The organism is Streptomyces sp. 63XJN7_1_ISO-PGPR-S23-121, assembly GCF_056173025.1.
Genome location: NZ_CM149653.1, coordinates 4,912,723 through 4,937,526 on the forward strand (window position 1 = coordinate 4,912,723; position 24,804 = coordinate 4,937,526).

Below are 24,804 nucleotides of genomic sequence, written 5' to 3' on the forward strand. Positions count from 1 at the left end.
GACGAAGCCGTCCGATCCCGTGTTCTCGAATTCCTGTCTCGGTACGTGGACGACCCGGCGGAACTGGAAGGCATACAACTGATCACCGGTGGGGTGCTCACCTCGCTGGCGACCGTCTCGCTCGTCAGTCACCTCGAGAAGGAGTTCGGCATCGGCATCGATGACGACGACCTGGAGATCGAGAACTTCGACACCCTGGACAGCATCGTGCGGTTCGTGCGGGGGAAGCAGACATGAGGCAGCCGCCGCTGACCGCGGACGAGCTGGGACGACTGCTGCTGCCGCTGGCCGACGAGATAGAGGCGGCCAAGACGGTGCCTCCGGACGTCATCGCGACGATCGTCCGGTCCGGTGCGATGGCCGCGATGGTGCCCACGGAGTACGGGGGGCGGCCACTCAGCCACCAGGCGTACGGGGAGCTGAACCGGGCGGTGGCCCGTACCTCGGCGTCGTTGCAGAGCCTCTTGACCGTGCACGGAATGGTGTGCGCGAGTCTGAGTCGCTGGGCGTCGCAGGCCACTCGTCAGCGGGTGCTGCCACGCCTTGCCTCCGGGGAACTCGTCGGGGCATTCGGCCTCACCGAGGACGGTGCGGGCAGCGACGCCCGGTCCATCGAGACGACGGCGACACCGGAAGCAGGTCCGGACGGCGCCGGTGCGGCGGCCTCCGTATGGCGCCTGGACGGCACGAAGCGCTGGCTGTCCTTCGGCCAACTCGCCGATTGCTTTCTGGTCTTCGCCATGCACGGCGACCGAAGCGTGGGCTTCCTCGTCCAGCGGGACGACCCGGGCGTCACGGTGGTCCCCAGTCGGCCCACCAGTGGCTTCCGCAGCGCCATGCTGGCCGATCTGCACCTGGAAGGCTGCCGGGTCCCGGCCGACCGCATGGTGGGCCGCCCCGGCTTCGGTGTGTCCCAAGTGGCGGGTGACGCACTGTCGCTGGGAAGGCTCTGCGTCGCATACGGTTCCCTCGGGCTCGCCGAGGCATGCTGCGACGCGATCCTCGGCCACACCAGCAGCCGCAAGCAGTTCGGCGGACGGCTGATCGATCTGCAGCTTGTCCGCGGTCTGGTCGGCGACGCCGTCCTCGGCACCGACGCGGCGCGGCTCCTGTGCGAGCGGGCGGCGCGGTCCATGGACGCGCAGGACGACTGGCTGATCCAGCACGTACTGGCCGCCAAGCTGGCAGCCTCCCGCGCGGCAGAGACGGCGGCGGGCGCTGCGGCCCAACTGCACGGCGCGGCGGGCTTGGTGGACGAGGGCCCGGTGGACCGCTGGGTGCGGGACGCACGGGTGATGCAGATCATCGAGGGCAACACACAGCTGCTGCAGGATCTTCTGGCCGAGCAGAGCCTTCAGCGTTTCCGGGTACGCAGCCGCCACCCGCAATTTCCGTTCGAAGCAGGAGCTGACTGTGCCGAGTGAGCTGGTCAAGTGTGTCGTCTGGGACCTGGACGACACCGTGTGGGACGGCATATTGTCCGAAGGGTCCGGAGTGAGGTTGCGCCCCGGCGTCCGTGAGCTGATCGACACGCTCGACCAGCGCGGCATCCTGCAGTCGATCGTCAGCAAGAACGACGAGAAGGCCGCGCTCACCGAACTCGAACGACTGGGCATTCGCCACTACTTCCTCTTCCCGCACGTCTCGTGGCAGCCGAAGTCGGGACTGATCCACAGCATCGCGCAGAGGCTCGGCATCGGCCTCGAATCGGTGATGTTCATAGACGACTCCGCCTTCGAACGGGCCGAGGTCGAGTTCGCACACCCGCAGGTGCGGTGCGTGGATCCGGCCGCGACCGCGGACCTGCTCGACCGCCCGGAGCTGTCCAGGCCGGTGACCGAGGACGGGCGCGCCCGCCGAACGATGTATCTGCAGGCGGAGGAGCGCAACGAGTACGAGAAGTCCTATGCCGGCCCGCAGGTCGAGTTCCTCCGGTCGCTGCGGATGAGCCTCACCGTCGCGGTGGCCACCCCCGAGGACCTGGAACGCGCTGCCGAACTCACCGAGCGCACACACCAGCTCAACACCACCGGCCTGACATTCTCCAAAGCGGAGCTGCGTGAACTGATGGGGCAGTCGGACCACACACTCCTGGTCGCCCGACTCACGGACCGCTTCGGCACTTACGGCACCATCGGCCTCGCCCTGGTCGGCAAGACGGCGGAAGAATGGCGGATCCGCCTTTTCCTGATGTCCTGCCGTGTGATGGGCCGCAACGTCGGAGGCGCGATTCTGCGGTATCTGGCCCAGTCGGCCGAGGCCGAACAGGTACGCCTGACAGCAGATTTCAAACCGACCGATGTCAACAAGTCGATGTACACCGTCTACCGCTTGGCGGGGTTCAAGAAAACCTCCGTCGATGGCCCTGTGCAGGTGCTGGAAATGGCACCCGGCCTACAGCACACCTATCCCGACTACCTCGACCTGTCACTGCCCGACACCACCGACTGAGAGCTACGGGCTCGGAGCGTCCTTGGTGTGGATCGCCGTGCTGTCGAACCGGCACGGCACCGGCTCGATCTCGAGACATTCCGTTGAGGAGAGTGCCATGACCCTGCTGACCACGTGGTCGGATTCCGACCCCGGCACCGTCGTACGCCGTACCATCGACCCCGGTGAGATCGCCGCCGCCTTGGCGCCTGCCGGGGTCCGCTATGAGCAGTGGGCATTGCGTGCCGGCCTACCCGAGAACTGCGAGCCTGCGGCCGTGCTGCATGCCTATCGGGAGCAGGTGGGCGCCCTGGTCGCCGCTGAAGGGTTTGCCAGCGTTGACGTCGTGGGGCTGCGCCCGCGGAAGGATCTGGGGTGGCGGCTGACCGCCAAGGCCGAGCGGAAGAAGTTCCTCAGTGAGCACACGCACGATGACGACGACGAGGTGCGGTTCTTCGCGGCGGGGGCCGGGGCCTTCTATCTGCACGTCGATCGTCAAGTGCATGCCGTGCTGTGCGAGGCCGGGGATCTGCTGAGGGTGCCGCGTGGGACGAAGCACTGGTTCGACATGGGGGCTTCGCCGTCATTCACCGTCATTCGCTTCTTTCACGAAGAGGACGGGTGGATCGGCAACTTCACCGGTAGCGACATCGCTTCGAAGTTCCCGGATTTCGACGCGCTCGTAGCGGCGCGCACGGCCGTCTGATCCCGGAAGATCAGCGGCACGGCCCCCGATGGGGGTCCGGGTCAGCCCAGGAAGCTCAGCCGCACCTGACGGTTGGGATTGTCCTTGTTCGTGTCCACCAGGCAGACCGACTGCCAGGTGCCGAGTTCCAGGCGGCCGTCGATCACCGGCAGGGTGGCGTGCGGGGGGACGAAGGCGGGCAGGACATGGTCGCGGCCGTGGCCGGGGCTGCCGTGGCGGTGCTGCCAGCGGTCGTCGGCCGGAAGCAGGGTGTGCAGGGCGGCGAGCAGGTCGTCGTCGCTGCCCGCGCCCGTCTCGATGACCGCGATCCCGGCGGTGGCGTGGGGGACGAAGACGTTGAGCAGGCCGTCCCGGCCGGCCGCCACCTCGCGGAGGAAGGACTCGCAGTCACCGGTGATGTCGGCGACCCGCTCCGTGGAGCCGGTGGCGAGGTTGATGACTCGGGTGGTGAAGGCATTCGACATGCCTCCATCCTGACGCACGCGGCGCGTGGCGGGCGGGAGCGTCGGGCCGGGGACACGATCCCGGGAAGATCGGGAGCGGGCACACCGTTGGTAGAAGCGTGAACAACATACGCGAGGTCGAGGTCGTGGTCGTCGGGGCCGGTCAGGCGGGGCTGGCCGGCGCGTACCACCTGCGGCGCACCGGGTTCGAGCCCGAGCGCGACTTCGTGGTGCTCGACCACTCCCCCGGCCCCGGCGGCGCCTGGCGGTTCCGCTGGCCGTCGCTGACGTACGGCAAGGTGCACGGCATGCACTCCCTGCCCGGCATGGAGCTGACCGGCGCCGATCCGGCGCGGCCGTCCTCCGCGGTCGTCGCCGAGTACTTCGCGGCGTACGAGCGGGCCTTCGACCTGAGGGTGAGGCGCCCCGTCGACGTCCGGGCGGTGCGCGAGGGAGAAGGCGGGCGGCTGCTCGTGGAGACCTCGGACGTCACTTGGTCGACACGGGCGCTGATCAACGCCACCGGTACCTGGGACCGTCCCTTCTGGCCGCGTTACCCGGGCCAGGAGACTTTCCGGGGACGGCAGTTGCACACCGCCCAGTACGCCGGCCCCGAGGAGTTCGCCGGGCAGCGGGTGATCGTGGTGGGCGGCGGCGCGTCGGGTACGCAGCACCTGCTGGAGATCGCCCCGCACGCCGCGGCCACCACCTGGGTGACCCGGCGGCCCCCCGTGTTCCGGGAGGGTCCGTTCGACGAGAACGCGGGCCGGGCGGCCGTGGCGCTCGTGGAGGAGCGGGTGCGGATGGGCCTGCCGCCGAGGAGCGTGGTCTCGGTGACCGGGCTGCCGCTCAACGACGCCGTCCGCGCGGGCCTGGAGTCCGGCGTGCTGGACCGCCGGCCCATGTTCGACCGGATCACGCCCGACGGGGCCGAGTGGAGCGACGGCCGGCGGGTGGCCGCCGACGCCATCCTGTGGGCCACCGGGTTCCGGGCCGCCATCGAGCACCTGAGGCCGCTGCGGCTGCGGGAGGCGGGTGGCGGCATCCGCGTCGAGGGGACGCGCGCGGTCGCCGATCCGCGGGTCCACCTCGTCGGTTACGGGCCGTCGGCCAGCACCGTCGGCGCCAACCGGGCGGGACGCGCGGCCGTACGGGACATCAGGCGGCTGCTGGCCGGGGAGCAGGCCGTCGCCGCGTGACGCTCCACCGGATCACCGGCCGCCACCGGCCCGGGACGAGGCGTTTCGCGGGTCGCGGTCGGACTCGGCGACATTGCGCCGGTGCTCGGCGTAGTCGGCGGTGAAGCGGGTGTCGCCGGGCTTGACCGTGACGAAGTACAGCCAGTCGCCCGGGGTCGGGTCGATCGCGGCGCGCATCGCGTCGTCGCCCGGGTTTCCGATGGGCGTGGGCGGCAGGCCCATCCGCTGATACGAGTTGTACGGGCTGTCGATCCGGGTGTCCTGCTCGGTCGTCGTGAGCGTGGAACGGCCCAGGGCGTAGTTGATGGTGGAGTCCATCTGCAGCGGCATGCCGCGCTCCAGCCGGTTGAAGATCACCCGGGCCACCTTGCCCATGTCGTCCTTGGTCGCGGCCTCCGCCTGGACGATGCTGGCGACGGTGACCGCCTGGTAGACGTTCAGCGCGTTGCGCTGGGCGCCCGCGGCGACCGGGGCGCCGTGGAACTTCTTCTTCGCCGTGTCGACCATGGACGCCAGCAGTTTCTCCGGGGTCGGCTGCCCACCGAGCGGGTAGGTCGCCGGGAAGAGGTAGCCCTCGGGGTTGCCCTCTGCGTCGTTCGGCAGCTTCAGGTCGGCCCTGGCCAGGGACTTCCTGGCGGTGCCGGCGGGCAGGCCCAGGGCCTTGTCGACGGCCTCGTAGACCTGGGTCGCGCGCCGGCCCTCGGGGATCACCAGGGACGTGGGCCTCGACCCCCCCTCGTCGTCCGTCAGCAGCAGCGGCACCGCCACGGCGGCTCCCACCACGAGGGCACCGGTCGCGATCAGGGCGATCCGGCCCCGGCGCGTCAGCCGGACCGTGCCCCTCGGTGGACCCGGGAACCTCGGGGGACGCGGGGGTCCCGGAGGGCCCGGAGGTCCCGGGGGTCCCGGGGTGTTCGGGAATCCCGGGGTTCGCGGACTCCTCGGACTCCTCGCGCTCCGTCGCGGAGTGTTCATCTGCATGCGGGCACGGTAACCCCCCAGTCACCACAAACCCGACATATCGTCATCCTGTCGGCTCCAGTCGGGCGTCTCGCCGCACCAGGGCCGCGTAACGCCCGTCCAGCGCCAGCAGCTCGTCGTGCGTGCCCTGCTCGGCCAGGCGGCCCGCGTCGAGGACCACGATCCGGTCGGCGCCCCGGACGGTGGACAGGCGGTGCGCGATGGTGATGGTGGTGCGGTTGGCGGACAGGGCGTCGATGGCGTCCTGCACGGCGGCCTCGGTGCGGGTGTCCAGGGCGCTGGTCGCCTCGTCGAGAACGAGGACGGGCGGGTCGCGCAGGATGGTGCGGGCGATGGCGAGGCGCTGCTTCTCCCCGCCGGAGAAGCGGTGGCCGCGTTCGCCGACGACCGTGTCGTAGCCGTCGGGCAGGGCGGCGATGTGGTCGTGGATCTGGGCCGCCCGCGCCGCCGCCTCGAGTTCCTCGTCGGTGGCGTCCGGCTTGGCGAAGCGCAGGTTCTCGGCGACCGAGGCGTGGAAGAGGTACGTCTCCTGCGAGACGACGCCGACCGCCCGGGCGAGGGTGTCGAAGTCCAGGTCGCGCACGTCGACCCCGTCGAGGGTGACCCGGCCGCCCGTCACGTCGTACAGCCGCGGCACCAGGTAGCCGAGCGTGGACTTGCCCGCGCCCGTCGGTCCGACGACGGCGAGCCCGCTGCCCGCGGGAACGGTGACGTCGATGCCGTCGAGGACCGGGCCGCTCTTCGCGTCGTAGCGGAACTCGACGTTCTCGAAGCGGACCTCGCCCTTGACCCGGTCGAGGTGGACGGGCTCGTCCCGTTCGGTGATGTCGACCGGCAGGTCGAGGTACTCGAAGATGCGCTGGAAGAGGGCGAGGGAGGTCTGGATCTGGACGCCGGTCGACAGCAGGCTCACGGTCGGGCGGAACAGCCCCTGCTGGAGCGAGACGAAGGCGACGATGGTGCCGAGGGAGACGTCCGGGCCGCCGAGCCGGAGGGCGATGCCGGCCGTCCAGTAGATGACGGCCGGCATGGCGGCCATGACGATCGTGATGACGGCCATGCGCCAGCGGCCGGCCATGTTCGACCGCACCTCCAGGTCGACCAGGCTCTCGGACTCGTCGGAGAAGGCGCGGGTGAGCGAGTCGGAGCGGCCCATGGTGCGGCCCAGCAGGATGCCGCTGACGGAGAGCGACTCGGTGACCGTGGCGGCCATCGCCGCCATCTGCTTCTGGCGCCTGGTGGTGATCCTCCGGCGTTCCCTGCCCACCCGGCGGCTGATCCACACGAAGACCGGCAGGAGCAGCAGGGAGACGACGGTCAGGCGCCAGTCCAGGACGACCATGGCCACGATCGTGGCCACCACGCTGGTGAGGTTGGAGACGAGGGACGTCGCCGTGGAGGTGACGGTGGCCTGCATGCCGCCGATGTCGTTGGCGATGCGGGACTGGACCTCGCCGGTGCGCGTGCGGGTGAAGAAGGCGAGGGACATGCGCTGGAGCCGGCCGTAGACGGCGGTGCGCAGGTCGTGCATGACGCGCTGGCCGACGGTCGTGGAGATCAGGGTCTGCAGCACGCCGAAGACGCTGGTGAGGACGGCACCCAGGATCATGCCGAGGGCGAGCAGGCTCAGCAGTCCGGTGCGCCCCTGGGGGATCGCGACGTCGAGGATCTCCCTGAGCAGGAAGGGCGTGGCGACCGAGACCAGTGACGCGGCGCCGACGAGCAGTCCGACGATCGCCAGACGGCCCCGGTAGGGGCGGAAGAGCTTCAGGATGCGGCGCACCTGCCGGGGCTGTTCCTTCGCGTCGGCGGGTGGCGTCCAGGCGGTTTCACGATCGGGATGCATGGGCTCCTACGGGGGCGAGTGGGAGGACCGTCGGGACCTCACGGGCCATGGGTCCGACGGACGAGGACGGACCATAGCTCATTGTTACCTATACTCACAATGAACGCTGCCCTGTTATTGTTCCCGCATGACCGCCCCCGACCCCGACGGCCCGCTCGCCGAGCAGTTGCTGCGGCTCACCCGCAGGGTGCACCGCATCCAGAAACGCCACCTCGAACGGCGTGACCTCGGCATCACACCGGCCCAGTCCCGGCTGCTGCGCACCCTGGCGCACTACGGCTCCCCGCCCCGCATGGCCGATCTGGCCGAGCGGCTGGAGGTCGTGCCGCGGGCGGTCACGACGCTGGTCGACGGGCTGGAGGCGGCCGGGAAGGTGCGCCGGGTCCCCGATCCGGCCAATCGCCGGGTGATCCGGATCGAGCTCACGGACGACGGTCGCGCGGCGCTGCGGGAGGTGCACGGCGCACGCCGGCAGGCGGCGGAGGAGATCCTCGCCCCGCTCACGGACGAGCAGCGCACGGCGCTCGGCGGCCTGCTGGACACGCTGGTGGACGGGCCCGGGGCGGAACCCGGGAACGGACGCGGGGCCGGTCCGGCCTAGCCGGGGGCGCCCCGCGCGCCGGTCAGGCCTCCAGGTCCGCCTTGTCCCCCATCACCACCACGGGATGCCGGTCCCGGTCGAGCGTGCGCAGCAGGTACTCCATCCCCTCCTTGGGGAGGCTGACGCAGGCGGACGTGCCGCTGCCGTGGTCCATGTGCAGCCAGATCGAACCGCCCTTGGCCGTCCCCTCGGGGCGCGTCGGGTCGTTCGGCGACGTGCCCCTGACCCGGTTGTAGTCGATGGCGATGACGTAGTCGAAGTCGTGCCAGTACGACCTGCCCCACGAGCGCGGCGTCGCGAAGGCGGCGGACCGGGTGTAGGGCAGTCCCGCGCCGGGAGCCGGGTCCGGGTCGGGGAGCACGCCGCCCGCGTCGCTGAGCGTGAAGACACCCACCGGGCTGCGCTTGTCGTCCTCGTGGTGGTCGGTCGTCCACCCCTTACGGCCGTTGTGCGCCGCCCAGCTCCGGGTCCGGTGCCAGGCGGAACCCTCCTTCGTGTACAGCACGACCGTGGACGCGGCGGAGTCCCTGCCCTCGCCGTACACCGCGACGACCTGACGCGACTCGGCGGGGATGCGCTGCTGCAACCGGTCGCCGACGCCCGGGATGCGGGTGGGATCGGCCGGGGCGCCGCTCGTGCCGGCCGCGCCGCCGGCGGGCCGGCTCGTATCGTGCCCGGACGGCCCTCCGCCGCAGCCGGACAGCACCGTCAGAAGAGAACCGAGGGCCACCGCCGCGACCGCCGTACGCCGTGCTCCACCACTTCGCATCGGTCCATGGTCGCACTCGCCGCCCGGAACGCCCCCGGCCGCCCCGGACGTTGTGCGGGCCCCGTCGCCGCGCGCCTCGCGCACAGCAGCCGGATTCGTTCCCCATCGCGGAAAACCGCTTGATTTTGGGCGTGCCGCGACGCGAACCTGTCACGGTTTGCAGCCTCTTGATGCCGTGTTGCGCGGCACCCCCTGACACGAGCCTCTGGGACGTCATGCAGATCCAAGACCTTCCGTATCCCGACCCGGGCGTGCCCGACGCGCGTTCGGGTCCCCGATTCCTGTGGTGGCTGTTCCGCAACCAGCTGGGTGGCCAACTCAAGTCGCTGGCCTGGGGGCTGCTGCACTTCGCCTCCGTCTCCGCCCTGCCGTTCTGCGTCGGCCTGGCCGTCCAGGCCGTCGTCGACCGGTCCGGTGCCCGACTGGCCGCGGCGGGTGGGCTGATGGCGTTGTGCTGCGCCGGCAACGCGCTCGGCGACACCTTCCTGCACCGTTCCGCGGTCACCAACTGGATCACCGCCGCCGCCCGCGTCCAGCAACTGCTGGCCCGCAGGACCGCGATGCTGGGCTCGGCCCTGACGCGCCGCGTCGCGGCCGGCGAGGTCGTCGCCGTCTCCACGGGCGACGTCGAGAAGATCGGCTGGTTCGTGGAGGCCCTGTCCCGGTTCACCGCGGCGGCGGTGACCATCGTGCTGGTCTGCGTCGGCCTGGTCCTCTACGAGCCGTCGCTCGGGATCGTCGTCGCGGTGGGACTGCCGGTGCTGGCGCTGGCGGTGCTGCCCCTGCTCCCCCGCGCCACCCGGCGGGCCGACGTCCAGCGCGAGAAGGCCGGACGCGCCACCGAACTGGCCTCGGACACCGTCGCGGGACTGCGGGTGCTGCGCGGCATCGGCGGCGAGGAACTCTTCCTCGACCGCTACCGCGGCGCCTCCCAGGAGGTGCGCCACGCGGCCGTCCGCAGCGCCCGGATGTGGTCCCTGATCGCCGCCATCCAGGTGCTGCTGCCGGGGCTGCTGCTGGTCGCGGTGGTCTGGCACGGCGTGCGCCTGGCCCGCGAGGGCCGCATCGGCGTCGGCGAACTCGTCACCGTCTACAGCTCCGTCATGATCCTCACGTATCCTCTGCGGCACTTCGAGGAGATCGCCATGGCGTACTCCTTCTCCCGGCCCTCGGCCAGGCGGGCCGCACGCGTACTGGCGCTGGAGCGGGCCACGGACACCGCCGGCTCCCGCCCCGCCGAGGTGCCGGCCGGGGACCTGTACGACCCGGCCACCGGTCTGCTCGCGCCGGCGGGCCGGCTCACCGCCGTGGTGTGCGGCGACCCCGACGCGGCCGGCCGCCTGGCGGAACGCCTCGGCGGACACCCCGCCGAGGAGGGCACCTCGGCCCTGCTGGGCGGGGTGCCGCTCGACGACCTGCCGCTGGACTCCGCGCGCACCGCCGTCCTGGTCCAGGACAAGGACCCGGTGCTGCTCTCCGGCACGCTGCGGGACCTGCTCGGCGTACCCGCGTCCGGCGCCGTCGCCGCCGAGGACGCGCTGGACGCGGCCCAGTGCGGGGACGTACTGGCTGCGCTCGCACAGGGGTCGTCGGGCGCCGGCGATCCGCTGGACGCCCGCATCACCGAGCGGGGCCGCTCCCTCTCGGGCGGGCAGCGGCAGCGGCTCGCCCTCGCCCGGTCCTTGATCACGGACCCGGAGGTGCTGGTCCTGGACGAGCCGACCTCCGCGGTGGACTCGCACACCGAGGCACGGATCGCGGAGGGCGTGCGGGGCCTGCGCGCGGGGCGCACGACGGTGGTGTTCACCTCGTCGCCGCTGCTGCTGGACCGCGCGGAGCGCGTGGTCTTCCTGCACGAGGACCGGGTGGTGTCCGTGGGCGCCCACCGGGACCTGCTGCGCGCCGAACCCCGGTACCGGGCCGTCGTCACCCGCGAGACCGACGAGGAGACCGCGGCGCGGCACACCGGGGACGTGCCGCACCGCGGCGGCTCCCGTCCGGCCGAGCCGCTGGACGACGTACTGCACCGACTGGAAGAGATCGAGGAGACGGCATGATCGGCGTGGCGCCACCGTCGTACGACCCGGCGGCCCCGACGACGGCGAACACCCTGCCCGTCGGAGCTTCCCGCGACCGTACGCGCCTACGCGGGCGAGCTGCTGCGCCGGCACCGCCGTGCGTTCCTCCTGCTCGTGACCGTGAACACCGTCGCGGTGATCGCCTCCATGGCGGGTCCCGCCCTGCTGGGCGGACTCGTGGAACGCGTCTCGGACGACACCCGCGAGCTGCGCCTCGGGCTCACGGCCACGCTGTTCGTGCTGGCGCTCGTCGTCCAGGCCGCGTTCGTGCGGGAGGTGCGGTTGCGCGGTGCCGTGCTCGGCGAGCGCATGCTGGCCGACCTGCGCGAGGACTTCCTCGTGCGGTCGGTCGGGCTGCCGCCCGGCGTACTGGAGCGGGCCGGCACCGGTGATCTGCTCTCCCGGATCACGACGGACGTCGACCGGCTCGCCAACGCCATGCGCGAGGCCGTGCCCCAGCTGTCCATCGGCGTGGTGTGGGTGGTGCTGCTGCTCGGCGGGCTCGTGGTCACCGCGCCGCCGCTCGCGCCGGTGGTACTGCTCGCCGTACCACTGCTGGTGATCGGCTGTCGCTGGTACTTCCGCCGGGCGCCCGCCGCCTACCGCTCGGAGGCCGCCGGGTACGCCGCCGTGGCCGCCGCGCTCGCCGAGACCGTGGACGCCGGACGCACCGTCGAGGCCCACCGCCTCGGCGCCCGCCGCATCGAGCTGTCGGAGCGCAGGATCAAGGAGTGGACCGCCTGGGAGCGGTACACGCTCTGGTTGCGGTCGGTGCTCTTCCCCGTCATCAACGTCACCCATGTCACCGTGCTCGCCTCCGTCCTGCTGATCGGGGGCGTGTTCGTCCTGCAGGGGTGGATCGGGGTCGGCCAGCTGACCACGGCCGCGCTGATCGCGCAGATGCTCGTCGACCCGGTCGGGCTGATCCTGCGCTGGTACGACGAGCTCCAGGTGGCCCAGGTGTCGCTGGCCCGGCTGGTGGGCGTGCGGGACATCGAGCCGGATGCCGGTGACGCCTCCCTGGCGCCCGACGGACGGCACGTGCGCGCGGACCGGGTCCACTTCGGTTACCTGGAGGGCGTGGACGTCCTGCGCAAGGTGTCCCTGGAGGTCGCGCCGGGGACGCGGGTGGCCCTGGTGGGTCCCTCGGGCGCGGGCAAGTCGACGCTGGGCAGGCTGCTCGCCGGCATATACGGGCCCCGCGAGGGCAGCATCACGCTGGGCGGCGCGGAACTGTCCAGGATGTCCGCCGAGCGGGTCCGCTCGCACGTAGCGCTCGTCAACCAGGAGCACCACGTCTTCGTGGGCTCCCTGCGCGACAACCTCCGCCTCGCCCGCACCGGCGCCGGCGACGCCGAGCTGTGGGCGGCGCTGGGAGCGGTCGACGCGGACGACTGGACCCGTGCTCTCGACGAGGGCCTGGACACCGAGGTCGGCTCCGGCGGGTACCCGCTCACGCCGGCGCAGGCCCAGCAGATCGCGCTCGCCCGGCTGGTGCTGGCCGACCCGCACACCCTGGTGCTGGACGAGGCGACGTCCCTGCTCGACCCGCGGGCCGCGCGGCACCTCGAACGGTCCCTGGCCCGCGTCCTGGACGGCCGCACGGTGGTCGCGATCGCGCACCGCCTGCACACCGCCCACGACGCGGACGTCATCGCCGTCGTGGAGAACGGCCGGATCAGCGAGCTGGGCAGTCACGACGAGCTGGTCGCGGCGGACGGCGCCTACGCGGCGCTCTGGCGGTCGTGGCACGGCTGACCGGGGTTCGGCCGGGGCCACGGCGAAGGCCCGTGGGCCCGCGTACGTGACGGACGGGAACGCCCGCGTCACCGGCGGGGGGCCGCCGGGCCCCCGGCCGGGCCCGTGCCGTTGCGCGGTCCCGAACGGGAGTGGAAGGCTGGAAGAAGGCACCGGCTCGGGGAACGCCCGGGAACCGCGTGATCCGGCGACGGGTGGCGCCAGTGCCCCCGTGCAGCGGCGGCCCGCCGCGGTCCACGGTGAGAAGGGGACGCCCCCCACCCCCTGGAGGTACCCGTGAACAGCGCCGACGGATGGGGAGATGACGTCTACCAGCCCGACGCCTCCGAGCAGAGGGAGGACACCGGGGTACTCGACAGCGAGGACACCCTCGAGTACGACGGTGTCGACGATCCCCTCGACCGGGGCTGGTCCCCGCCCGAGCGCCCCTGGGCGGTCGAGCACACCGGTGTGACCGCCGCCGAACGGCGCCGGGGCGAGACGCTGGAGCAGCGGCTCGCCGAGGAGCGGCCGGATCCGCGCGCCCCCGACGGCGACGGCCTGGGCGACTCCGACGGCACCGACGGCGAACTGCTGGACGACGAGGTCGGCGCGGACCGCTCCGGCCGGCTCGTGGCACCCGACGAGGGGGCGCACGAGGACGAGGAGCCGGCGCTGGTCGCCACGGACGTGGGCATCGACGGCGCGGCGGCGTCCGCCGAGGAGGCCGCGATGCACGTCGTCGACGAGGACACCCTGCCCGGCTGACACCGCTCGCCGCGGCGTCCCCGCCCCGCCGCCCCGAAGATCCGCGCCGCGCCGTAGGAGGAGCAGCCATGCAGCAGGACAAGCACCCCGGCTACCGGCCCGTCGTCTTCCGCGACCGCGCCGCGGGATACGCCTTCCTCACCCGGTCCACCGCCACCAGCGAGGAGACCATCGCGTGGGACGACGGGGAGACCTACCCGGTGGTGGACGTCGAGATCTCCTCGGAGAGCCACCCCTTCTACACGGGCAAGGCGCGGACGGTCGACTCGGAGGGGCGCGTCGCCCGCTTCGAACGGCGCTACGGGAGCGGCGAGGGACAGGGCGGCACCGGCTGAGCCGCCGGGGCGCGCGTCCAGGGGGCCGGAGGCCGGTCCGGGCCGGACACGGCCGGGGCCCGGCGGGCGCCTCAGATGAAGTTGAGCGCCGCCGCGCAGCCCACTCCGCCGAGCACCATGAAGGCCGGCATCAGGACCTTCAGCTCCACCCAGCTTCCCGCCCGGAACCGCATGGCCTTCGGCGGACCGATGGGATACCAGCGCTTGCGGCCCACGGGTATGGGCCACAGGATCGGGCAGCCCGAGACGGTCAGGGCGTCCCCGATGTCGTGCACCAGCGCGCCCAGCACGATGGGCAGCCCCAGCCACAGGTACTCCTGGCCGGGCGCGGTGAACAGCCAGTCCGAGCCGCCGTCCGGCCGGTCCAGCGTCCCGGCGAGTATCCAGGCGCTGGTCGCGGCGAGCAGCCAGACCAGCACGTCGGCGCTGGAGCCGCGGGTCGCCCGCCACAGCAGGCCCTCGATGGCGAGCACCATGTGCACGAAGAGGATGGCGAGCACCGCCCAGCGTCCGCCGGTGAGGGCCAGGGCCGAGGCGCCCGCCCCGATCAGGACGGCCCACAGCCAGGTGTGCGTCAGCGTGCGGTGACCGCCGGAGCGGCGCGGGTCGCCCCGCTTCTTCGTGGCCTTGTAGACGGCGTACGACAGCTTGTCGACGATCTCGCACAGCCACCGGGAGACCGGCCCGAAGGCCCGCGAGATGGTGGCCGCCTTGTGATCGAGGTCCGGGGCGAGCGCGGCGCCCGCGCAGATCAGGGCCCCGACGAGCAGGACCGGCCACGGCATCGCGTGTCCGGCCGCGGCGGTCGCCGCTCCGACGCCGAGCCAGGCAGCGGCGCCCGACAGTGAGTGCGCTGGTCCCATCATCGCCGTTGCCCGCCCCATTCCTCGTCTGCCGCTGTCCAGTTGTCCGGGTCCGATACCGGGTCCGGTGACGCGCCGTCGGCGACCCAGCGTAGCGGTCGTGATCTTCGTTCCGGCAACCGATTCCCGCATCCCGGGCCGGGCCAGGCAAGATGGGGGCGTGACCCTCATCGACCAGCTCCCGCCGACCGCCGACCCCGATGCCCTGTACGAAGCCTTCGAGTCGTGGGCGCAGGAGCGCGGTCTCACGCTCTACCCCCATCAGGAGGAGGCGCTGATCGAGGTGGTCTCCGGCGCCAACGTGATCGTGTCGACGCCCACCGGCTCCGGCAAGAGCATGATCGCCGCGGGTGCCCACTTCGCCGCCCTGGCCCGGGACGAGGTCACCTTCTACACGGCCCCCATCAAGGCGCTGGTGTCGGAGAAGTTCTTCGAGCTGTGCAAGCTCTTCGGCACCGAGAACGTCGGCATGCTCACCGGCGACGCCTCGGTGAACGCCGACGCCCCCGTCATCTGCTGCACCGCCGAGGTACTGGCCTCGATCGCGCTGCGCGACGGCAAGCACGCGGACATCGGCCAGGTCGTCATGGACGAGTTCCACTTCTACGCGGAGCCCGACCGCGGCTGGGCCTGGCAGATCCCGCTGCTGGAGCTGCCGCAGGCACAGTTCGTCCTGATGTCGGCCACGCTCGGTGACGTCTCGTTCTTCGAGAAGGACCTGGCGCGCCGCACCGGCCGCCCCACCTCGGTGGTCCGCTCGGCCACCCGCCCGGTGCCGCTGTCCTACGAGTACCGGTACACGCCGCTCACCGAGACGCTCACCGACCTGCTCGAGGCCCGGCAGGCGCCCGTCTACATCGTCCACTTCACGCAGGCGCAGGCCGTGGAGCGGGCGCAGGCGCTGATGAGCATCAACATGTGCACGCGCGAGGAGAAGGAGAAGATCGCCGAGCTGATCGGCGCCTTCCGCTTCACCACGAAGTTCGGCCGCAACCTTTCCCGTTACGTCCGGCACGGCATCGGTGTGCACCACGCCGGCATGCTGCCCAAGTACCGGCGGCTGGTGGAGAAGCTGGCGCAGGCCGGTCTCCTGAAGGTGATCTGCGGGACCGACACGCTCGGCGTGGGCGTCAACGTGCCGATCCGCACGGTGCTGTTCACGGCCCTGACCAAGTACGACGGCACCCGGGTGCGCACCCTGCGGGCCCGGGAGTTCCACCAGATCGCCGGGCGGGCCGGGCGCGCGGGATTCGACACCGAGGGCTTCGTCGTCGCCCAGGCGCCCGAGCACGTCATCGAGAACGAGAAGGCGCTCGCCAAGGCCGGCGACGATCCGAAGAAGCGGCGCAAGGTCGTCCGCAAGAAGGCCCCCGAGGGCTTCGTGGCCTGGTCGGAGAGCACGTTCGAGAAGCTCATCGCCTCCGAGCCGGAGCCGCTGACCTCCCGTTTCCGGGTGACGCACACGATGCTGCTGTCGGTGATCGCCCGGCCCGGCAACGCCTTCGCGGCGATGCGGCACCTGCTGGAGGACAATCACGAGCCGCGCAGGCAGCAGCTGCGGCACATCCGGCGGGCGATCGCCATCTACCGCTCGCTGCTGGACGGCGGCATCGTCGAGAAGCTCGACCAGCCGGACGCCGAGGGCCGCATCGTCCGCCTGACCGTGGACCTGCAGCAGGACTTCGCACTGAACCAGCCCCTGTCCACCTTCGCACTGGCCGCGTTCGAGCTGCTGGACCCCGAGTCGCCGTCGTACGCCCTGGACATGGTGTCGGTCGTGGAGTCCACGCTGGACGATCCCCGGCAGATCCTCGCCGCCCAGCAGAACAAGGCGCGCGGCGAGGCCGTCGCCGCGATGAAGGCGGACGGCGTCGAGTACGAGGAGCGCATGGAGCGCCTCCAGGACATCACCTACCCGAAGCCGCTCGAGGAACTGCTCTTCCACGCGTACGACACGTACCGCAGGAGCCACCCGTGGGTCGGTGACCATCCGCTGTCGCCGAAGTCGGTCATCCGCGACATGTACGAGCGGGCGCTGACCTTCACCGAGCTGGTCTCCCACTACGAGCTGGCCCGCACCGAGGGCATCGTGCTGCGCTACCTCGCCAGCGCCTACAAGGCGCTCGACCACACCGTCCCCGACGACCTGAAGTCCGACGACCTCCAGGACCTGATCGAGTGGCTCGGCGAGATGGTGCGCCAGGTCGACTCCAGCCTGCTGGACGAGTGGGAGCAGCTCGCCAACCCCGAGGTCATGACCGCCGAGGAGGCCCAGGAGAAGGCCGACCAGGTACGGCCGGTCACCGCCAACGCGCGCGCCTTCCGCGTCCTCGTCCGCAACGCCATGTTCCGCCGGGTCGAGCTCGCCGCTCTCGACCAGGTGGAGGAGCTCGGCGAGATGGACGGCGACGCCGGCTGGGACGCCGACGCGTGGGGCGAGGCCATGGACAAGTACTGGGACGAGTACGACGACCTCGGCACCGGTCCCGACGCCCGCGGTCCGAAGCTGCTGGTGATCGAGGAGGAGCCGAGGAACGGCCTGTGGCGCGTGCGGCAGATCTTCGACGACCCCGACGACGACCACGACTGGGGCATCAGCGCCGAGGTCGATCTCGCGGCCTCGGACGCCGAGGGCCGGGCGGTCGTCCGCGTCACCGATGTCGGCCAGTTGTGAGCACAGGAGAGTTCCACCGATGACGAACCCGGCAGAGAGCCTCGTCGCCCTGCTCGACCTGGAGCAGATCGAGGTCAACATCTTCCGCGGCCGCAGCCCCGAGGAGTCGCTGCAACGCGTCTTCGGCGGCCAGGTGGCCGGCCAGGCGCTGGTCGCCGCCGGCCGCACCACGGAGGGCGACCGCCCGGTGCACTCGCTGCACGCGTACTTCCTGCGCCCCGGGCGCCCGGGCGTGCCGATCGTGTACCAGGTCGAACGGGACCGCGACGGGAGGTCGTTCACGACCCGTCGGGTCACCGCCGTGCAGCAGGGCCGCACGATCTTCACCCTCACCGCCTCCTTCCACAAGCCTGAACAGGGGAGTTTCGAGCACCAGCTGCCGCCGGCCCGCAAGGTCCCGGACCCCGAGTCCCTGCCGACGCTCGCCGACGAGATCCGGGCGCATCTGGGCGCGCTGCCCGAGCAGTTGGAGCGGATGGCCCGCCGTCAGCCGTTCGACATCCGCTACGTCGACCGGCTGCGCTGGAACGCCGACGAGGTGGCGGACGCCGAACCGCGCAGCGCCGTGTGGATGCGCGCGGTCGGGCCGCTCGGCGACGACCCGCTCGTCCACACCTGCGCCCTCACCTACGCCAGCGACATGACCCTCCTCGACGCCGTGCGCATCCCGGTGGAACCCCTGTGGGGGCCACGCGGGTTCGACATGGCGTCGCTGGACCACGCCATGTGGTTCCACCGGCCGTTCCGCGCCGACGAGTGGTTCCTGTACGACCAGGAGTCCCCGATCGCGACCGGCGGGCGGGGACTGGCCCGTGGGCGGATCTACGACGTGGAGGGACGCCTGCTGGTGTCCGTCGTCCAGGAGGGGCTGTTCCGGTCCCTGTAGGTCAGGTACAACCGCGCCGGAGCCTGCCGAGCAGGCCGCGCAGCCGTCCGGGCTCGGCGGCCCGGTGCCGCGCGGGCACCGGAGCGGACGGGTTCGGCACGGGCTGGAGGGCGGGGTGGGCGGCCCGGGGCCGGTGCGCCGTCGGCACCCGGCGATGCCCGTGCGGTGCGGATGCGGATGCGGATGCGGGCGTCGGCGCCGGTCGGTTCCGGTGCCCCCGCGGGGCCGGGCGCGGTGCCGGGCGGAGTGCGCGCGCGTGGCGCACCGCACGCGCCAGGTCGGCCCGGAGCCGGTCGATCTCGTCGGGATCGGCCGCCGTCATGAGCTCCTCGGCGAGTTGCGCCGCCAGGGATCCCGGTGAGCCGTGGGACGGGCGGGAGGGGCGGAACCGGCTCAGCCGGGAGCGTTCGTAGGGGTCCCCGACGACCTCCGCGACGTCGACGGGGCCGAGGAGCGAGGCCACCGAGGCCGCCCGCGCCCACGGGGCGTCCGTGCGGCGGAGCAGACACTCGAGGTGCCGGCCCCGCCAGTTGCGGGGGCGCAGGTCCAGCCCCTCCGCCAGCTGGCCCCGCAGGCCTTCCGGCATGCGCCCCGTCAGCAGCGCCGCGTTCCGCCCGTCGGCCGCGAACGCCTCCAGGTCGTCGGCGAGATACCTCCAGACGACGGCCCCGTAGCGGTTGAGGGAGAACGTCGTGGGCACCAGCAGCCCCAGTCGGGCGAGGCGGGTGAACCGCGCCTTGGTGACCTCCAGGAGCGCGGCGCCGTCCGTCGTTCCCACCGTGCGGACCGCGCGGCGCAGGGCGTCGGGGAAGCCCGGGTCCGCGCGGATCCGCCGGATCTCGGCACGGGGCACCCGCCGCCCGCCTCCCCCGTCGTCGGGCAGGGTGCGGATGCGTCCGAGCTGCACTGCGATGTCGAACTCACCGCGCCGCAGGCCGAGTTCCCGTGCCGCCCGGCTCGGCGCGAAGGCACCCTCCCGAGCGGTGGTGATCGGCTCGGCGGTCGCCGTGCTGTCGTACCCGATGGTCTTCGCGGACATGGTCGTCTCCCCCGTGGAGTGTGTCGGCCGGCGCCGTCCCCGGCCGCCGGACACAAAACCGTAGACGCTGCCGCGCACTCCGTGGGGAGCCTGTGTACAACTCCGCACGCACTCCCAGCGGGCTGTGGAAAGACCTGGTCAGAGGTCTATGGGCGGATGCCGGTCAGGCTGTCGCGCGTCGACGTCGAGGTGTTCGCCGACCCGGTTGACGAGCAGCGTCATCTCGTAGGCGATCTGCCCGATGTCGGACTCCGCCCCGCTGAGCACGCACAGGCAGCTCCCGGAGCCCGCCGCCGTGACGAACAGCACCGCGTCGTCGAACTCGACCATCGTCTGCCGTACTCCGCCGGCCCCGAAGTGCCGGCCCGAGCCCTTGGCCAGGCTGTGCAGGCCGGACGAGACGGCGGCGAGGTGCTCGGCGTCCTCCCGCCGCAGTCCGGTGCTCGCTCCGGTCACCAGCCCGTCGTTGGACAGGACCAGCGCATGCCGTACGTGTTCCACCCGCTCGGTCAGGTCGTCCAGCAGCCAGCCGAGTCCCTGCTTCTGCCCCATGATCCGGTCTCCCCGTGTTTTCCCCGTATGCGTCGTCTCCCCCTGCCCGGGGGATCTGCCCGCAAGCCTTCCCCACACCCGTGCCGCGGGCAAGGAGGATGGGTGCATGGCACAGAAGATGACCGATGACGAGTGGCAGGCGTTCGCCTCCCACGGCACCCGCACGGCGAAGCTCTCCACCGTCCGCGCGGACGGCAGTCCGCATGTGGCGCCGGTCTGGTTCCTGCTGGACGGGGACGAGGTGGTGTTCAACACCGGCCGGGACACCGTGAAGGGACGCAATCTGACCCGGGACGGCCGGGTGGCGCTGTGTGTGGACGACGACCGGCCCCCCTTCGGCTTCGTGGTGCTCCAGGGCCGCGCGAGGATCTCGGAGGACCTCGGGGAGCTCCGGCACTGGGCCACGCGGATCGCGGCACGGTACATGGGCGAGGATCGCGCCGAGGAGTTCGGGGCCCGCAACGGCGTCCCGGGTGAGCTTCCTGGTCCGCGTCACCGTCGACAAGGTCATGGCGCTGAAGGACGTGGCCGACTGAGTCCCCTCCGGCGGGGGCAGTGGTGCGGCGGCGTCCACAGGCCGCTCGCCGCCGCGTGCGGGAGGCCGGTCACCGCACGGAGTCGAGCAGCCGGGCGGCGTGCACCCGCCCGGCGTACTCGATTAGCCGGATCAGCACATCCTTCCCCGAGTCGCGTTCCCGCGCGTCGCACGGCACCACCGGCGTCGCCGCGTCGAGGTCGAGGGCGCGCAGGACGTCGTCGTCGGCGTGGCGGCGAGCGCCCGGGAAGCGGTTGACGGCCACCACGAACGGGAGGTGCCGGTGCTCGAGGTAGTCCACCGCCGGGAAGCAGTCCTCCAGGCGACGGGTGTCCGCGAGGACGACCGCGCCGAGGGCGCCCTGCGCGAGTCCGTCCCACAGGAACCGGAAGCGGTCCCGGCCGGGGGTCCCGAAGAGGTGGAGGGAGAGCCCGGACCGGAGGGTGATGCGTCCGAAGTCCATGGCGACGGTCGTGGTGACCTTCCGTTCGTCGCCGCCGGTGTCGTCCGCTCCCCGGGCGGGCTCGCCGAGCGGTTCCTCCGTGCGCAGCGGTCCGATCTCGCTGACCGCGCCCACCAGGGTGGTCTTGCCCGCCCCGAAGCCTCCGGCGACGAGGATCTTCACCACCAGGGCGGTCGTGTCGCCGCCGGCGGCGTCGGGGTGCTCGGAGACCATCGATCACTTCTCTCGGGGGTGCGGGCGGTGACCGGCGGCCGTGGGTGCGTGCGGCGGCCTCGGTGTGCGCGGGCGGGCTGTGCGGGCGGCACGGGTGCGGGCCCTCGCGTACGGCAGGGCGGGTGTCCGTCGGCCGGGGGCGGCGTGGTCCAGGTGTCCCATGGCCCCGGGACGCTAGTCCTGCCGAAGGCGCACAACGGGGGCGCGTCCGAAAGCTGCCGGGATCTGACACGGAGAGGCTCTGGAACGATCGCGTCACGCTCGAACGTGTGCGCCGCGGCATCCCCGGTGCCGGTTGGGGGATCATGCGGAACATGAGCGACGACCACACGCACGTGCAGGAGTTCTTCGCGGCCCGCGCCGCCGGCTGGGACCGCCGGTTCCCCGACGACGGCCCCGCCTACGCGGCCGCCGTCGCCGAGCTGGGTCTGCGCGCGGGGGACCGGGTGCTCGACGCGGGCTGTGGCACCGGACGTGCCCTGCCGCCGCTGCGGGCGGCCGTGGGTCCGTCGGGAGTGGTGGTGGGAGCCCGATCTGACCCCGGCCATGCTCGAGGCCGCCGTACGGGCCGGGAGGGACCGGGACGGGCGACTGCTGCTGGCCGACGTGGCCGCGCTGCCGCTGCGGTCCGGCTCGCTCGACGCCGTGTTCGCGGCGGGGCTGATCGCCCATCTGCCCGATCCGGCGGGCGACCTGAGGGAACTGGCGCGGGTCGTGCGTCCGGGCGGCGTGCTGGCGCTGTTCCACCCGATCGGCAGGGCGGCGCTCGCGGCCCGGCAGGGGCGGCGGATCACCCCGGACGACCTGCGGGCCGAGCCCAGCCTCCGGCCGCTGCTGGCGGGTTCCGGGTGGCGCATGACTTCCTACGCCGACGAGGACGCCCGGTTCCTCGCCCTGGCGGTCCGCGAGGGCTGACCTGCTCGGTCCCGGCCCGCGACGGCCGCCGCGAAGGCGTCGGGGTTGTCGAGCATCACGTTGTGTCCGGCGCCCGGCACGGTCACGACGCGGACGCCCGCGGCCTCCAGGGCCCGCCGCCCGGGCAGCTCCCCGCTCAACTCGCCCTGCAGGTACACGCGGTCGATGTCCAGTCCCTCGAGCAGGGTGCGCATCACGGGTTCCGATCCGCGTCGCAGGCCGACGGCGGAGCGGTGCAGGGCGCGCGGGTCGGCCAGCCTCATCGTCGCCGCCCACTGGGGGCCGACGCGCTCCAGCACGCGCGCGTGGGCGCCGTTCACGAAGTCGTCCTCGTCGTGGGCGGCGATGCCGCTGCTGCCGGCGCCCGGTGGCGGGCAGGCGTCGAGGTTGGCCTCCGTGAGGACGAGGCGGGAGACCAGTTCCGGCCGCCGGTGCGCCAGGACGACGGCGACGGCTCCGCCCATGCTGTGCGCGACGAGTTCGGCGCCGGCGGCACCGGCGGCGTCCAGCGCCGCGGCCAGCGCTCCGGCGTGGTCGTCGAGGGTGTACCCGAAGTCCTGCGGCCGGTCGCTGATGCCGTGGCCGGGAAGGTCGACGAAGAGGCTGCGGCGGCCGGCGAGTTCGGGGCGCGCCGCGATGTGCGCGTGGTAGACGGCCGACATCGACCCGAGCCCGTGCACGTACACCCGCGCCGGATCCGTCCCCGGTGCCTCCGTCCAGCGGATGCGGCTTCCCCTGCCGTCGAACTCGGTCTCTCTCATCCCGTCTCCCCTCGTCCGGCGTTCCCCGGCGTTTGCCGGCGTTCCCCGCCTACCGAGGGACAATACATCGTTCCCGATGTATGAGTCAGTCGAGGTATCCGTGAGTGGGGGTACGCGTGGACCGAGGCAGGAGATGGCCGATGTACAGCGGACGTGCGCGAGAATGCTGGCATGCTCGAGCTCGCCATCCTCGGTTTCCTCCACGACGCCCCGCTGCACGGCTACGAGCTGCGCAAGCGCATCAGCGCACTGACCGGACACGTGCGTCCCGTCGCCGAGAGCACGCTCTATCCGGCGATCAAGCGGCTGGAGAAGGCGGGGCTGCTCGCGCGCACCACGCAGCCCGGCTCGGTCGCCGCCCCACGGCACGTCCTGACGCTCACCGAGGAGGGCGGACGTGAACTGCGCCGCCGGCTAGCCGACCCCGAGCGGCGGGACATCACCGACGAGAACCGCTGGTTCACGGTGCTCGCCTTCCTCAGGCACCTGGACGACGCCGCCTCCCAGGCGGCCGTCCTGCGCCGCAGGCTGGCCTTCCTGGAGGAGCCTGCCAGCTTCTTCTACGACGGCGACCGGCCGCTGCGCGCGGAGGAGCTGGACGATCCGTTCCGGCGCGGCGTGCTGACCATCGCGCGGGCGACCTCGCGTACCGAACTGGCCTGGCTGCGGGAGACGCTCGGTTCACTCGACGGCTGACGTACCGATGTGGCGTACGGGGCAGCCCGCCACACCGGGGACCGGGCGCGTGCCCAGGTCCGCCAGCCGGTAGCCGTCGGGGTACCCCTTGACCTCCCGGTTCTGCCGGGCGTGGTGCGGGACGCGCCGCGGTGGCATCAGGCGGACCGCGCGCCCCCGCAGCCGTAGCGCACGGCGCACGGCCGCACGGGCGGCGGGGCCCGGCGGGGCGTAGCGGAAGGCCCGCAGGAGGGGCTCGTCGAGCAGGGCCAGCGTGCCGGTCCGCAGCAGGGGCGCGAGGGGGCGCGGGTACCAGGAGGCCATGAGGTCGAGCGTGGCGTCGGAGACCCGGCGCGCGCCCTCGTCCCACGCGAAGTGCGCCTGCTCGTAGGCGTCGAGGCAGGCCTCGAACTCCTCGTAGGACTCCGGGATGTCCTTGATGCCCATATACCGCCCGAGGGTGCGGTAGTGGACGGCGCAGGCGACGGTCTCGTGGCCGGACATCCGGCGCCATCCGTAGGCGTCGATCCAGCGCTTGGGCATCACGACGAAGGTGCACAGGACGTATCGCATGTCGTCGGCACTGATGTCGTAACTGCGGTGCATCCGGTTGATGCGGCGGATCGCCGTGCGCCCCTCCTCGCCGGCGAAGCCGTGCTCGACGACGGCGTCGAGGAGCAGCACGGTGTCGTCGTACCGCTTCTGGGGACGGTCCGTGAGCTCCGCCGTCTCCGCCAGCAGCCGGCCGATGCTCGGCACGGCGTAGGTGCGGTACAGGGCGAGTTCCAGCGCGCGGGTGTAGTCCCACGGGAACTCGTAGGCGGAGGACAGCCGATAGATCTCCGACGCGTCCCGGTACGGGTCCATCCGCCGGATCTCCTCGAGCCGTTCGAAGCGCTTCACCGTGGGTGTCCCCTTCTGCCGTCGACACTTCAACTCTACTTTGAGTAGCGGGAGATGCACGATCAGCCATGACGTTTGCAGGGGGAGGGCGGTCAGCATGTTCGGCAGGATCCGCAAGGCATGGGGCGGACGGGGCGGCACCCGGCGCACGGAGGGGGGGAGCGGAGCGGGACACACGCTCGCACAATCTGTTCGAGGCCGCCGCCGCGTACGTCTCGGCATGCGCGGACGACGACCGGGACGGCATCGACGAGGCTGCGGGCTGGGTTTCGCCGGAGGCCCTTTCCTTCGGGGTGAACGAGCTGGCGTGCCGGGCGGTCGTCGCGCTCGCACGGGAACGCGGCATGTCGCCGCGGGAGGTGGCCCGTGCGCTGCTCGGGCTTCCGGCGGGGTGACCCGCACGGCCCTCCGAGGTGGTCGATTCGCCCCCGT

General features: G+C 72.2%; 22 protein-coding genes and 4 pseudogenes. 16 read left to right on the forward strand and 10 right to left on the reverse strand.

Features of this window, described 5'->3' with window-relative positions:
• Positions 1–45 precede the first annotated feature (45 nt).
• From AC0VYN_RS21785 to AC0VYN_RS21800, 4 genes are all read left to right on the forward strand, one after another.
• The gene (locus tag AC0VYN_RS21785) at positions 46–237 is read left to right on the forward strand and encodes an acyl carrier protein (protein ID WP_475532321.1); all 192 of its coding nucleotides are present in this window, start codon (positions 46–48) and stop codon (positions 235–237) included.
• Positions 234–1,424, forward strand: a complete 1,191-nt coding sequence (locus AC0VYN_RS21790) for an acyl-CoA dehydrogenase family protein (RefSeq protein WP_475532322.1) — start codon at positions 234–236, stop codon at positions 1,422–1,424. Before AC0VYN_RS21785 ends, AC0VYN_RS21790 begins: the two co-directional genes overlap by 4 nt.
• On the forward strand, positions 1,414–2,451 hold the full coding sequence (locus AC0VYN_RS21795; protein ID WP_475532323.1) for an HAD-IIIC family phosphatase: 1,038 nt from the start codon (positions 1,414–1,416) through the stop codon (positions 2,449–2,451). Before AC0VYN_RS21790 ends, AC0VYN_RS21795 begins: the two co-directional genes overlap by 11 nt.
• A gap of 97 nt (positions 2,452–2,548) precedes the next feature.
• A complete protein-coding gene (locus tag AC0VYN_RS21800) occupies positions 2,549–3,136 on the forward strand; it encodes a 1,2-dihydroxy-3-keto-5-methylthiopentene dioxygenase (protein ID WP_475532324.1) in 588 nt (195 codons plus the stop codon).
• Positions 3,137–3,177: 41 nt separating this feature from the next.
• On the opposite strand, the gene AC0VYN_RS21805 is transcribed toward AC0VYN_RS21800, so the two are convergent.
• Positions 3,178–3,600 (reverse strand): YjbQ family protein, encoded by a 423-nt coding sequence (locus AC0VYN_RS21805; RefSeq protein ID WP_475532325.1) that lies wholly within the window; start codon positions 3,598–3,600, stop codon positions 3,178–3,180.
• 98 nt (positions 3,601–3,698) lie between these two features.
• Here AC0VYN_RS21805 and AC0VYN_RS21810 point away from each other — a divergent pair, with 98 nt between their 5' ends.
• The gene (locus tag AC0VYN_RS21810; protein WP_475532326.1) at positions 3,699–4,778 is read left to right on the forward strand and encodes an NAD(P)-binding domain-containing protein; all 1,080 of its coding nucleotides are present in this window, start codon (positions 3,699–3,701) and stop codon (positions 4,776–4,778) included.
• 12 nt (positions 4,779–4,790) lie between these two features.
• On the opposite strand, the gene mltG is transcribed toward AC0VYN_RS21810, so the two are convergent.
• Positions 4,791–5,606 (reverse strand): endolytic transglycosylase MltG, encoded by an 816-nt coding sequence (gene mltG, locus AC0VYN_RS21815; protein WP_475536954.1) that lies wholly within the window; start codon positions 5,604–5,606, stop codon positions 4,791–4,793.
• A 196-nt stretch (positions 5,607–5,802) separates the two neighbouring features.
• A complete protein-coding gene (locus AC0VYN_RS21820; protein ID WP_475532327.1) occupies positions 5,803–7,605 on the reverse strand; it encodes an ABC transporter ATP-binding protein in 1,803 nt (600 codons plus the stop codon).
• Between the two features lie 127 nt (positions 7,606–7,732).
• On the opposite strand from AC0VYN_RS21820, the gene AC0VYN_RS21825 reads away from it, so the two are divergent.
• A complete protein-coding gene (locus tag AC0VYN_RS21825) occupies positions 7,733–8,206 on the forward strand; it encodes a MarR family winged helix-turn-helix transcriptional regulator (protein WP_475532328.1) in 474 nt (157 codons plus the stop codon).
• Positions 8,207–8,228: 22 nt separating this feature from the next.
• Here the strand turns inward: AC0VYN_RS21825 and AC0VYN_RS21830 are convergent, their stop codons facing one another.
• Positions 8,229–8,975, reverse strand: coding sequence for a hypothetical protein (locus AC0VYN_RS21830; RefSeq protein ID WP_475532329.1), 747 nt, complete (start codon positions 8,973–8,975; stop codon positions 8,229–8,231).
• Positions 8,976–9,190: 215 nt separating this feature from the next.
• Between AC0VYN_RS21830 and AC0VYN_RS21835 the strand changes: the two genes are divergently transcribed.
• The 4 genes and pseudogenes from AC0VYN_RS21835 (at position 9,191) to AC0VYN_RS21850 (ending at position 13,893) form a co-directional block, all read left to right on the forward strand.
• Complete coding sequence (locus AC0VYN_RS21835) at positions 9,191–11,032, forward strand: ABC transporter ATP-binding protein (RefSeq protein ID WP_475532330.1); 1,842 nt, start codon at positions 9,191–9,193, stop codon at positions 11,030–11,032.
• Positions 11,029–12,811, forward strand: a pseudogene (locus AC0VYN_RS21840) (ABC transporter ATP-binding protein). The gene AC0VYN_RS21835 and the pseudogene AC0VYN_RS21840 overlap by 4 nt, the downstream one beginning before the upstream one ends.
• Positions 12,812–13,087: 276 nt before the next feature.
• Entirely contained in the window at positions 13,088–13,558 is a 471-nt protein-coding gene (locus tag AC0VYN_RS21845; RefSeq protein ID WP_475532331.1) for a DUF5709 domain-containing protein, read from the forward strand.
• A 68-nt stretch (positions 13,559–13,626) separates the two neighbouring features.
• Positions 13,627–13,893, forward strand: coding sequence for a type B 50S ribosomal protein L31 (locus tag AC0VYN_RS21850; protein WP_475532332.1), 267 nt, complete (start codon positions 13,627–13,629; stop codon positions 13,891–13,893).
• Positions 13,894–13,964: 71 nt separating this feature from the next.
• On the opposite strand, the gene AC0VYN_RS21855 is transcribed toward AC0VYN_RS21850, so the two are convergent.
• Positions 13,965–14,759: a metal-dependent hydrolase gene (locus AC0VYN_RS21855; RefSeq protein ID WP_385465951.1), complete on the reverse strand. Its 795-nt coding sequence runs from the start codon at positions 14,757–14,759 to the stop codon at positions 13,965–13,967.
• 157 nt (positions 14,760–14,916) lie between these two features.
• Here AC0VYN_RS21855 and AC0VYN_RS21860 point away from each other — a divergent pair, with 157 nt between their 5' ends.
• Both AC0VYN_RS21860 and AC0VYN_RS21865 read left to right on the forward strand, forming a co-directional pair.
• Positions 14,917–17,430, forward strand: a complete 2,514-nt coding sequence (locus AC0VYN_RS21860; protein WP_385465948.1) for a DEAD/DEAH box helicase — start codon at positions 14,917–14,919, stop codon at positions 17,428–17,430.
• Between the two features lie 19 nt (positions 17,431–17,449).
• Positions 17,450–18,316, forward strand: a complete 867-nt coding sequence (locus AC0VYN_RS21865; protein WP_385465945.1) for an acyl-CoA thioesterase — start codon at positions 17,450–17,452, stop codon at positions 18,314–18,316.
• 1 nt (position 18,317) lies between these two features.
• On the opposite strand, the gene AC0VYN_RS21870 is transcribed toward AC0VYN_RS21865, so the two are convergent.
• Positions 18,318–19,355, reverse strand: a complete 1,038-nt coding sequence (locus AC0VYN_RS21870; protein ID WP_475532333.1) for a DUF6397 family protein — start codon at positions 19,353–19,355, stop codon at positions 18,318–18,320.
• Positions 19,356–19,493: 138 nt separating this feature from the next.
• Positions 19,494–19,907: a roadblock/LC7 domain-containing protein gene (locus tag AC0VYN_RS21875; protein ID WP_385465939.1), complete on the reverse strand. Its 414-nt coding sequence runs from the start codon at positions 19,905–19,907 to the stop codon at positions 19,494–19,496.
• Between the two features lie 106 nt (positions 19,908–20,013).
• Here AC0VYN_RS21875 and AC0VYN_RS21880 point away from each other — a divergent pair.
• Positions 20,014–20,443, forward strand: a pseudogene (locus tag AC0VYN_RS21880) (PPOX class F420-dependent oxidoreductase).
• 69 nt (positions 20,444–20,512) lie between these two features.
• On the opposite strand, the gene AC0VYN_RS21885 reads toward AC0VYN_RS21880, so the two are convergent.
• Positions 20,513–21,118: a GTP-binding protein gene (locus AC0VYN_RS21885; protein WP_475532334.1), complete on the reverse strand. Its 606-nt coding sequence runs from the start codon at positions 21,116–21,118 to the stop codon at positions 20,513–20,515.
• A gap of 314 nt (positions 21,119–21,432) precedes the next feature.
• On the opposite strand from AC0VYN_RS21885, the pseudogene AC0VYN_RS21890 reads away from it, so the two are divergent.
• Positions 21,433–22,033 (forward strand): annotated as a pseudogene (locus AC0VYN_RS21890) (class I SAM-dependent methyltransferase).
• On the opposite strand, the gene AC0VYN_RS21895 reads toward AC0VYN_RS21890, so the two are convergent.
• Positions 21,982–22,794, reverse strand: a complete 813-nt coding sequence (locus tag AC0VYN_RS21895) for an alpha/beta fold hydrolase (protein WP_475532335.1) — start codon at positions 22,792–22,794, stop codon at positions 21,982–21,984. The pseudogene AC0VYN_RS21890 and the gene AC0VYN_RS21895 sit on opposite strands and share 52 nt — an antisense overlap.
• A gap of 171 nt (positions 22,795–22,965) precedes the next feature.
• On the opposite strand from AC0VYN_RS21895, the gene AC0VYN_RS21900 reads away from it, so the two are divergent.
• A complete protein-coding gene (locus tag AC0VYN_RS21900) occupies positions 22,966–23,490 on the forward strand; it encodes a PadR family transcriptional regulator (protein WP_475532336.1) in 525 nt (174 codons plus the stop codon).
• On the opposite strand, the gene AC0VYN_RS21905 is transcribed toward AC0VYN_RS21900, so the two are convergent.
• Positions 23,476–24,372 (reverse strand): oxygenase MpaB family protein, encoded by an 897-nt coding sequence (locus tag AC0VYN_RS21905; protein ID WP_475532337.1) that lies wholly within the window; start codon positions 24,370–24,372, stop codon positions 23,476–23,478. The genes AC0VYN_RS21900 and AC0VYN_RS21905 overlap by 15 nt on opposite strands.
• A gap of 97 nt (positions 24,373–24,469) precedes the next feature.
• Here AC0VYN_RS21905 and AC0VYN_RS21910 point away from each other — a divergent pair.
• A pseudogene (locus AC0VYN_RS21910) lies at positions 24,470–24,767 on the forward strand (hypothetical protein).
• The last annotated feature ends 37 nt before the right edge of the window (positions 24,768–24,804 follow it).

Coding starts and splice junctions, on each gene's coding strand:
- AC0VYN_RS21790 (WP_475532322.1), top strand. CDS start 234: ATGAGGCAGCCGCCGCTGACCGCGGACGAGCTGGGACGACTGCTGCTG.
- AC0VYN_RS21800 (WP_475532324.1), top strand. CDS start 2,549: ATGACCCTGCTGACCACGTGGTCGGATTCCGACCCCGGCACCGTCGTA.
- AC0VYN_RS21805 (WP_475532325.1), bottom strand. CDS start 3,600: ATGTCGAATGCCTTCACCACCCGAGTCATCAACCTCGCCACCGGCTCC.
- AC0VYN_RS21820 (WP_475532327.1), bottom strand. CDS start 7,605: ATGCATCCCGATCGTGAAACCGCCTGGACGCCACCCGCCGACGCGAAG.
- AC0VYN_RS21825 (WP_475532328.1), top strand. CDS start 7,733: ATGACCGCCCCCGACCCCGACGGCCCGCTCGCCGAGCAGTTGCTGCGG.
- AC0VYN_RS21830 (WP_475532329.1), bottom strand. CDS start 8,975: ATGCGAAGTGGTGGAGCACGGCGTACGGCGGTCGCGGCGGTGGCCCTC.
- AC0VYN_RS21835 (WP_475532330.1), top strand. CDS start 9,191: ATGCAGATCCAAGACCTTCCGTATCCCGACCCGGGCGTGCCCGACGCG.
- AC0VYN_RS21850 (WP_475532332.1), top strand. CDS start 13,627: ATGCAGCAGGACAAGCACCCCGGCTACCGGCCCGTCGTCTTCCGCGAC.
- AC0VYN_RS21855 (WP_385465951.1), bottom strand. CDS start 14,759: ATGATGGGACCAGCGCACTCACTGTCGGGCGCCGCTGCCTGGCTCGGC.
- AC0VYN_RS21865 (WP_385465945.1), top strand. CDS start 17,450: ATGACGAACCCGGCAGAGAGCCTCGTCGCCCTGCTCGACCTGGAGCAG.
- AC0VYN_RS21870 (WP_475532333.1), bottom strand. CDS start 19,355: ATGTCCGCGAAGACCATCGGGTACGACAGCACGGCGACCGCCGAGCCG.
- AC0VYN_RS21875 (WP_385465939.1), bottom strand. CDS start 19,907: ATGGGGCAGAAGCAGGGACTCGGCTGGCTGCTGGACGACCTGACCGAG.
- AC0VYN_RS21885 (WP_475532334.1), bottom strand. CDS start 21,118: ATGGTCTCCGAGCACCCCGACGCCGCCGGCGGCGACACGACCGCCCTG.
- AC0VYN_RS21895 (WP_475532335.1), bottom strand. CDS start 22,794: ATGAGAGAGACCGAGTTCGACGGCAGGGGAAGCCGCATCCGCTGGACG.
- AC0VYN_RS21900 (WP_475532336.1), top strand. CDS start 22,966: ATGCTCGAGCTCGCCATCCTCGGTTTCCTCCACGACGCCCCGCTGCAC.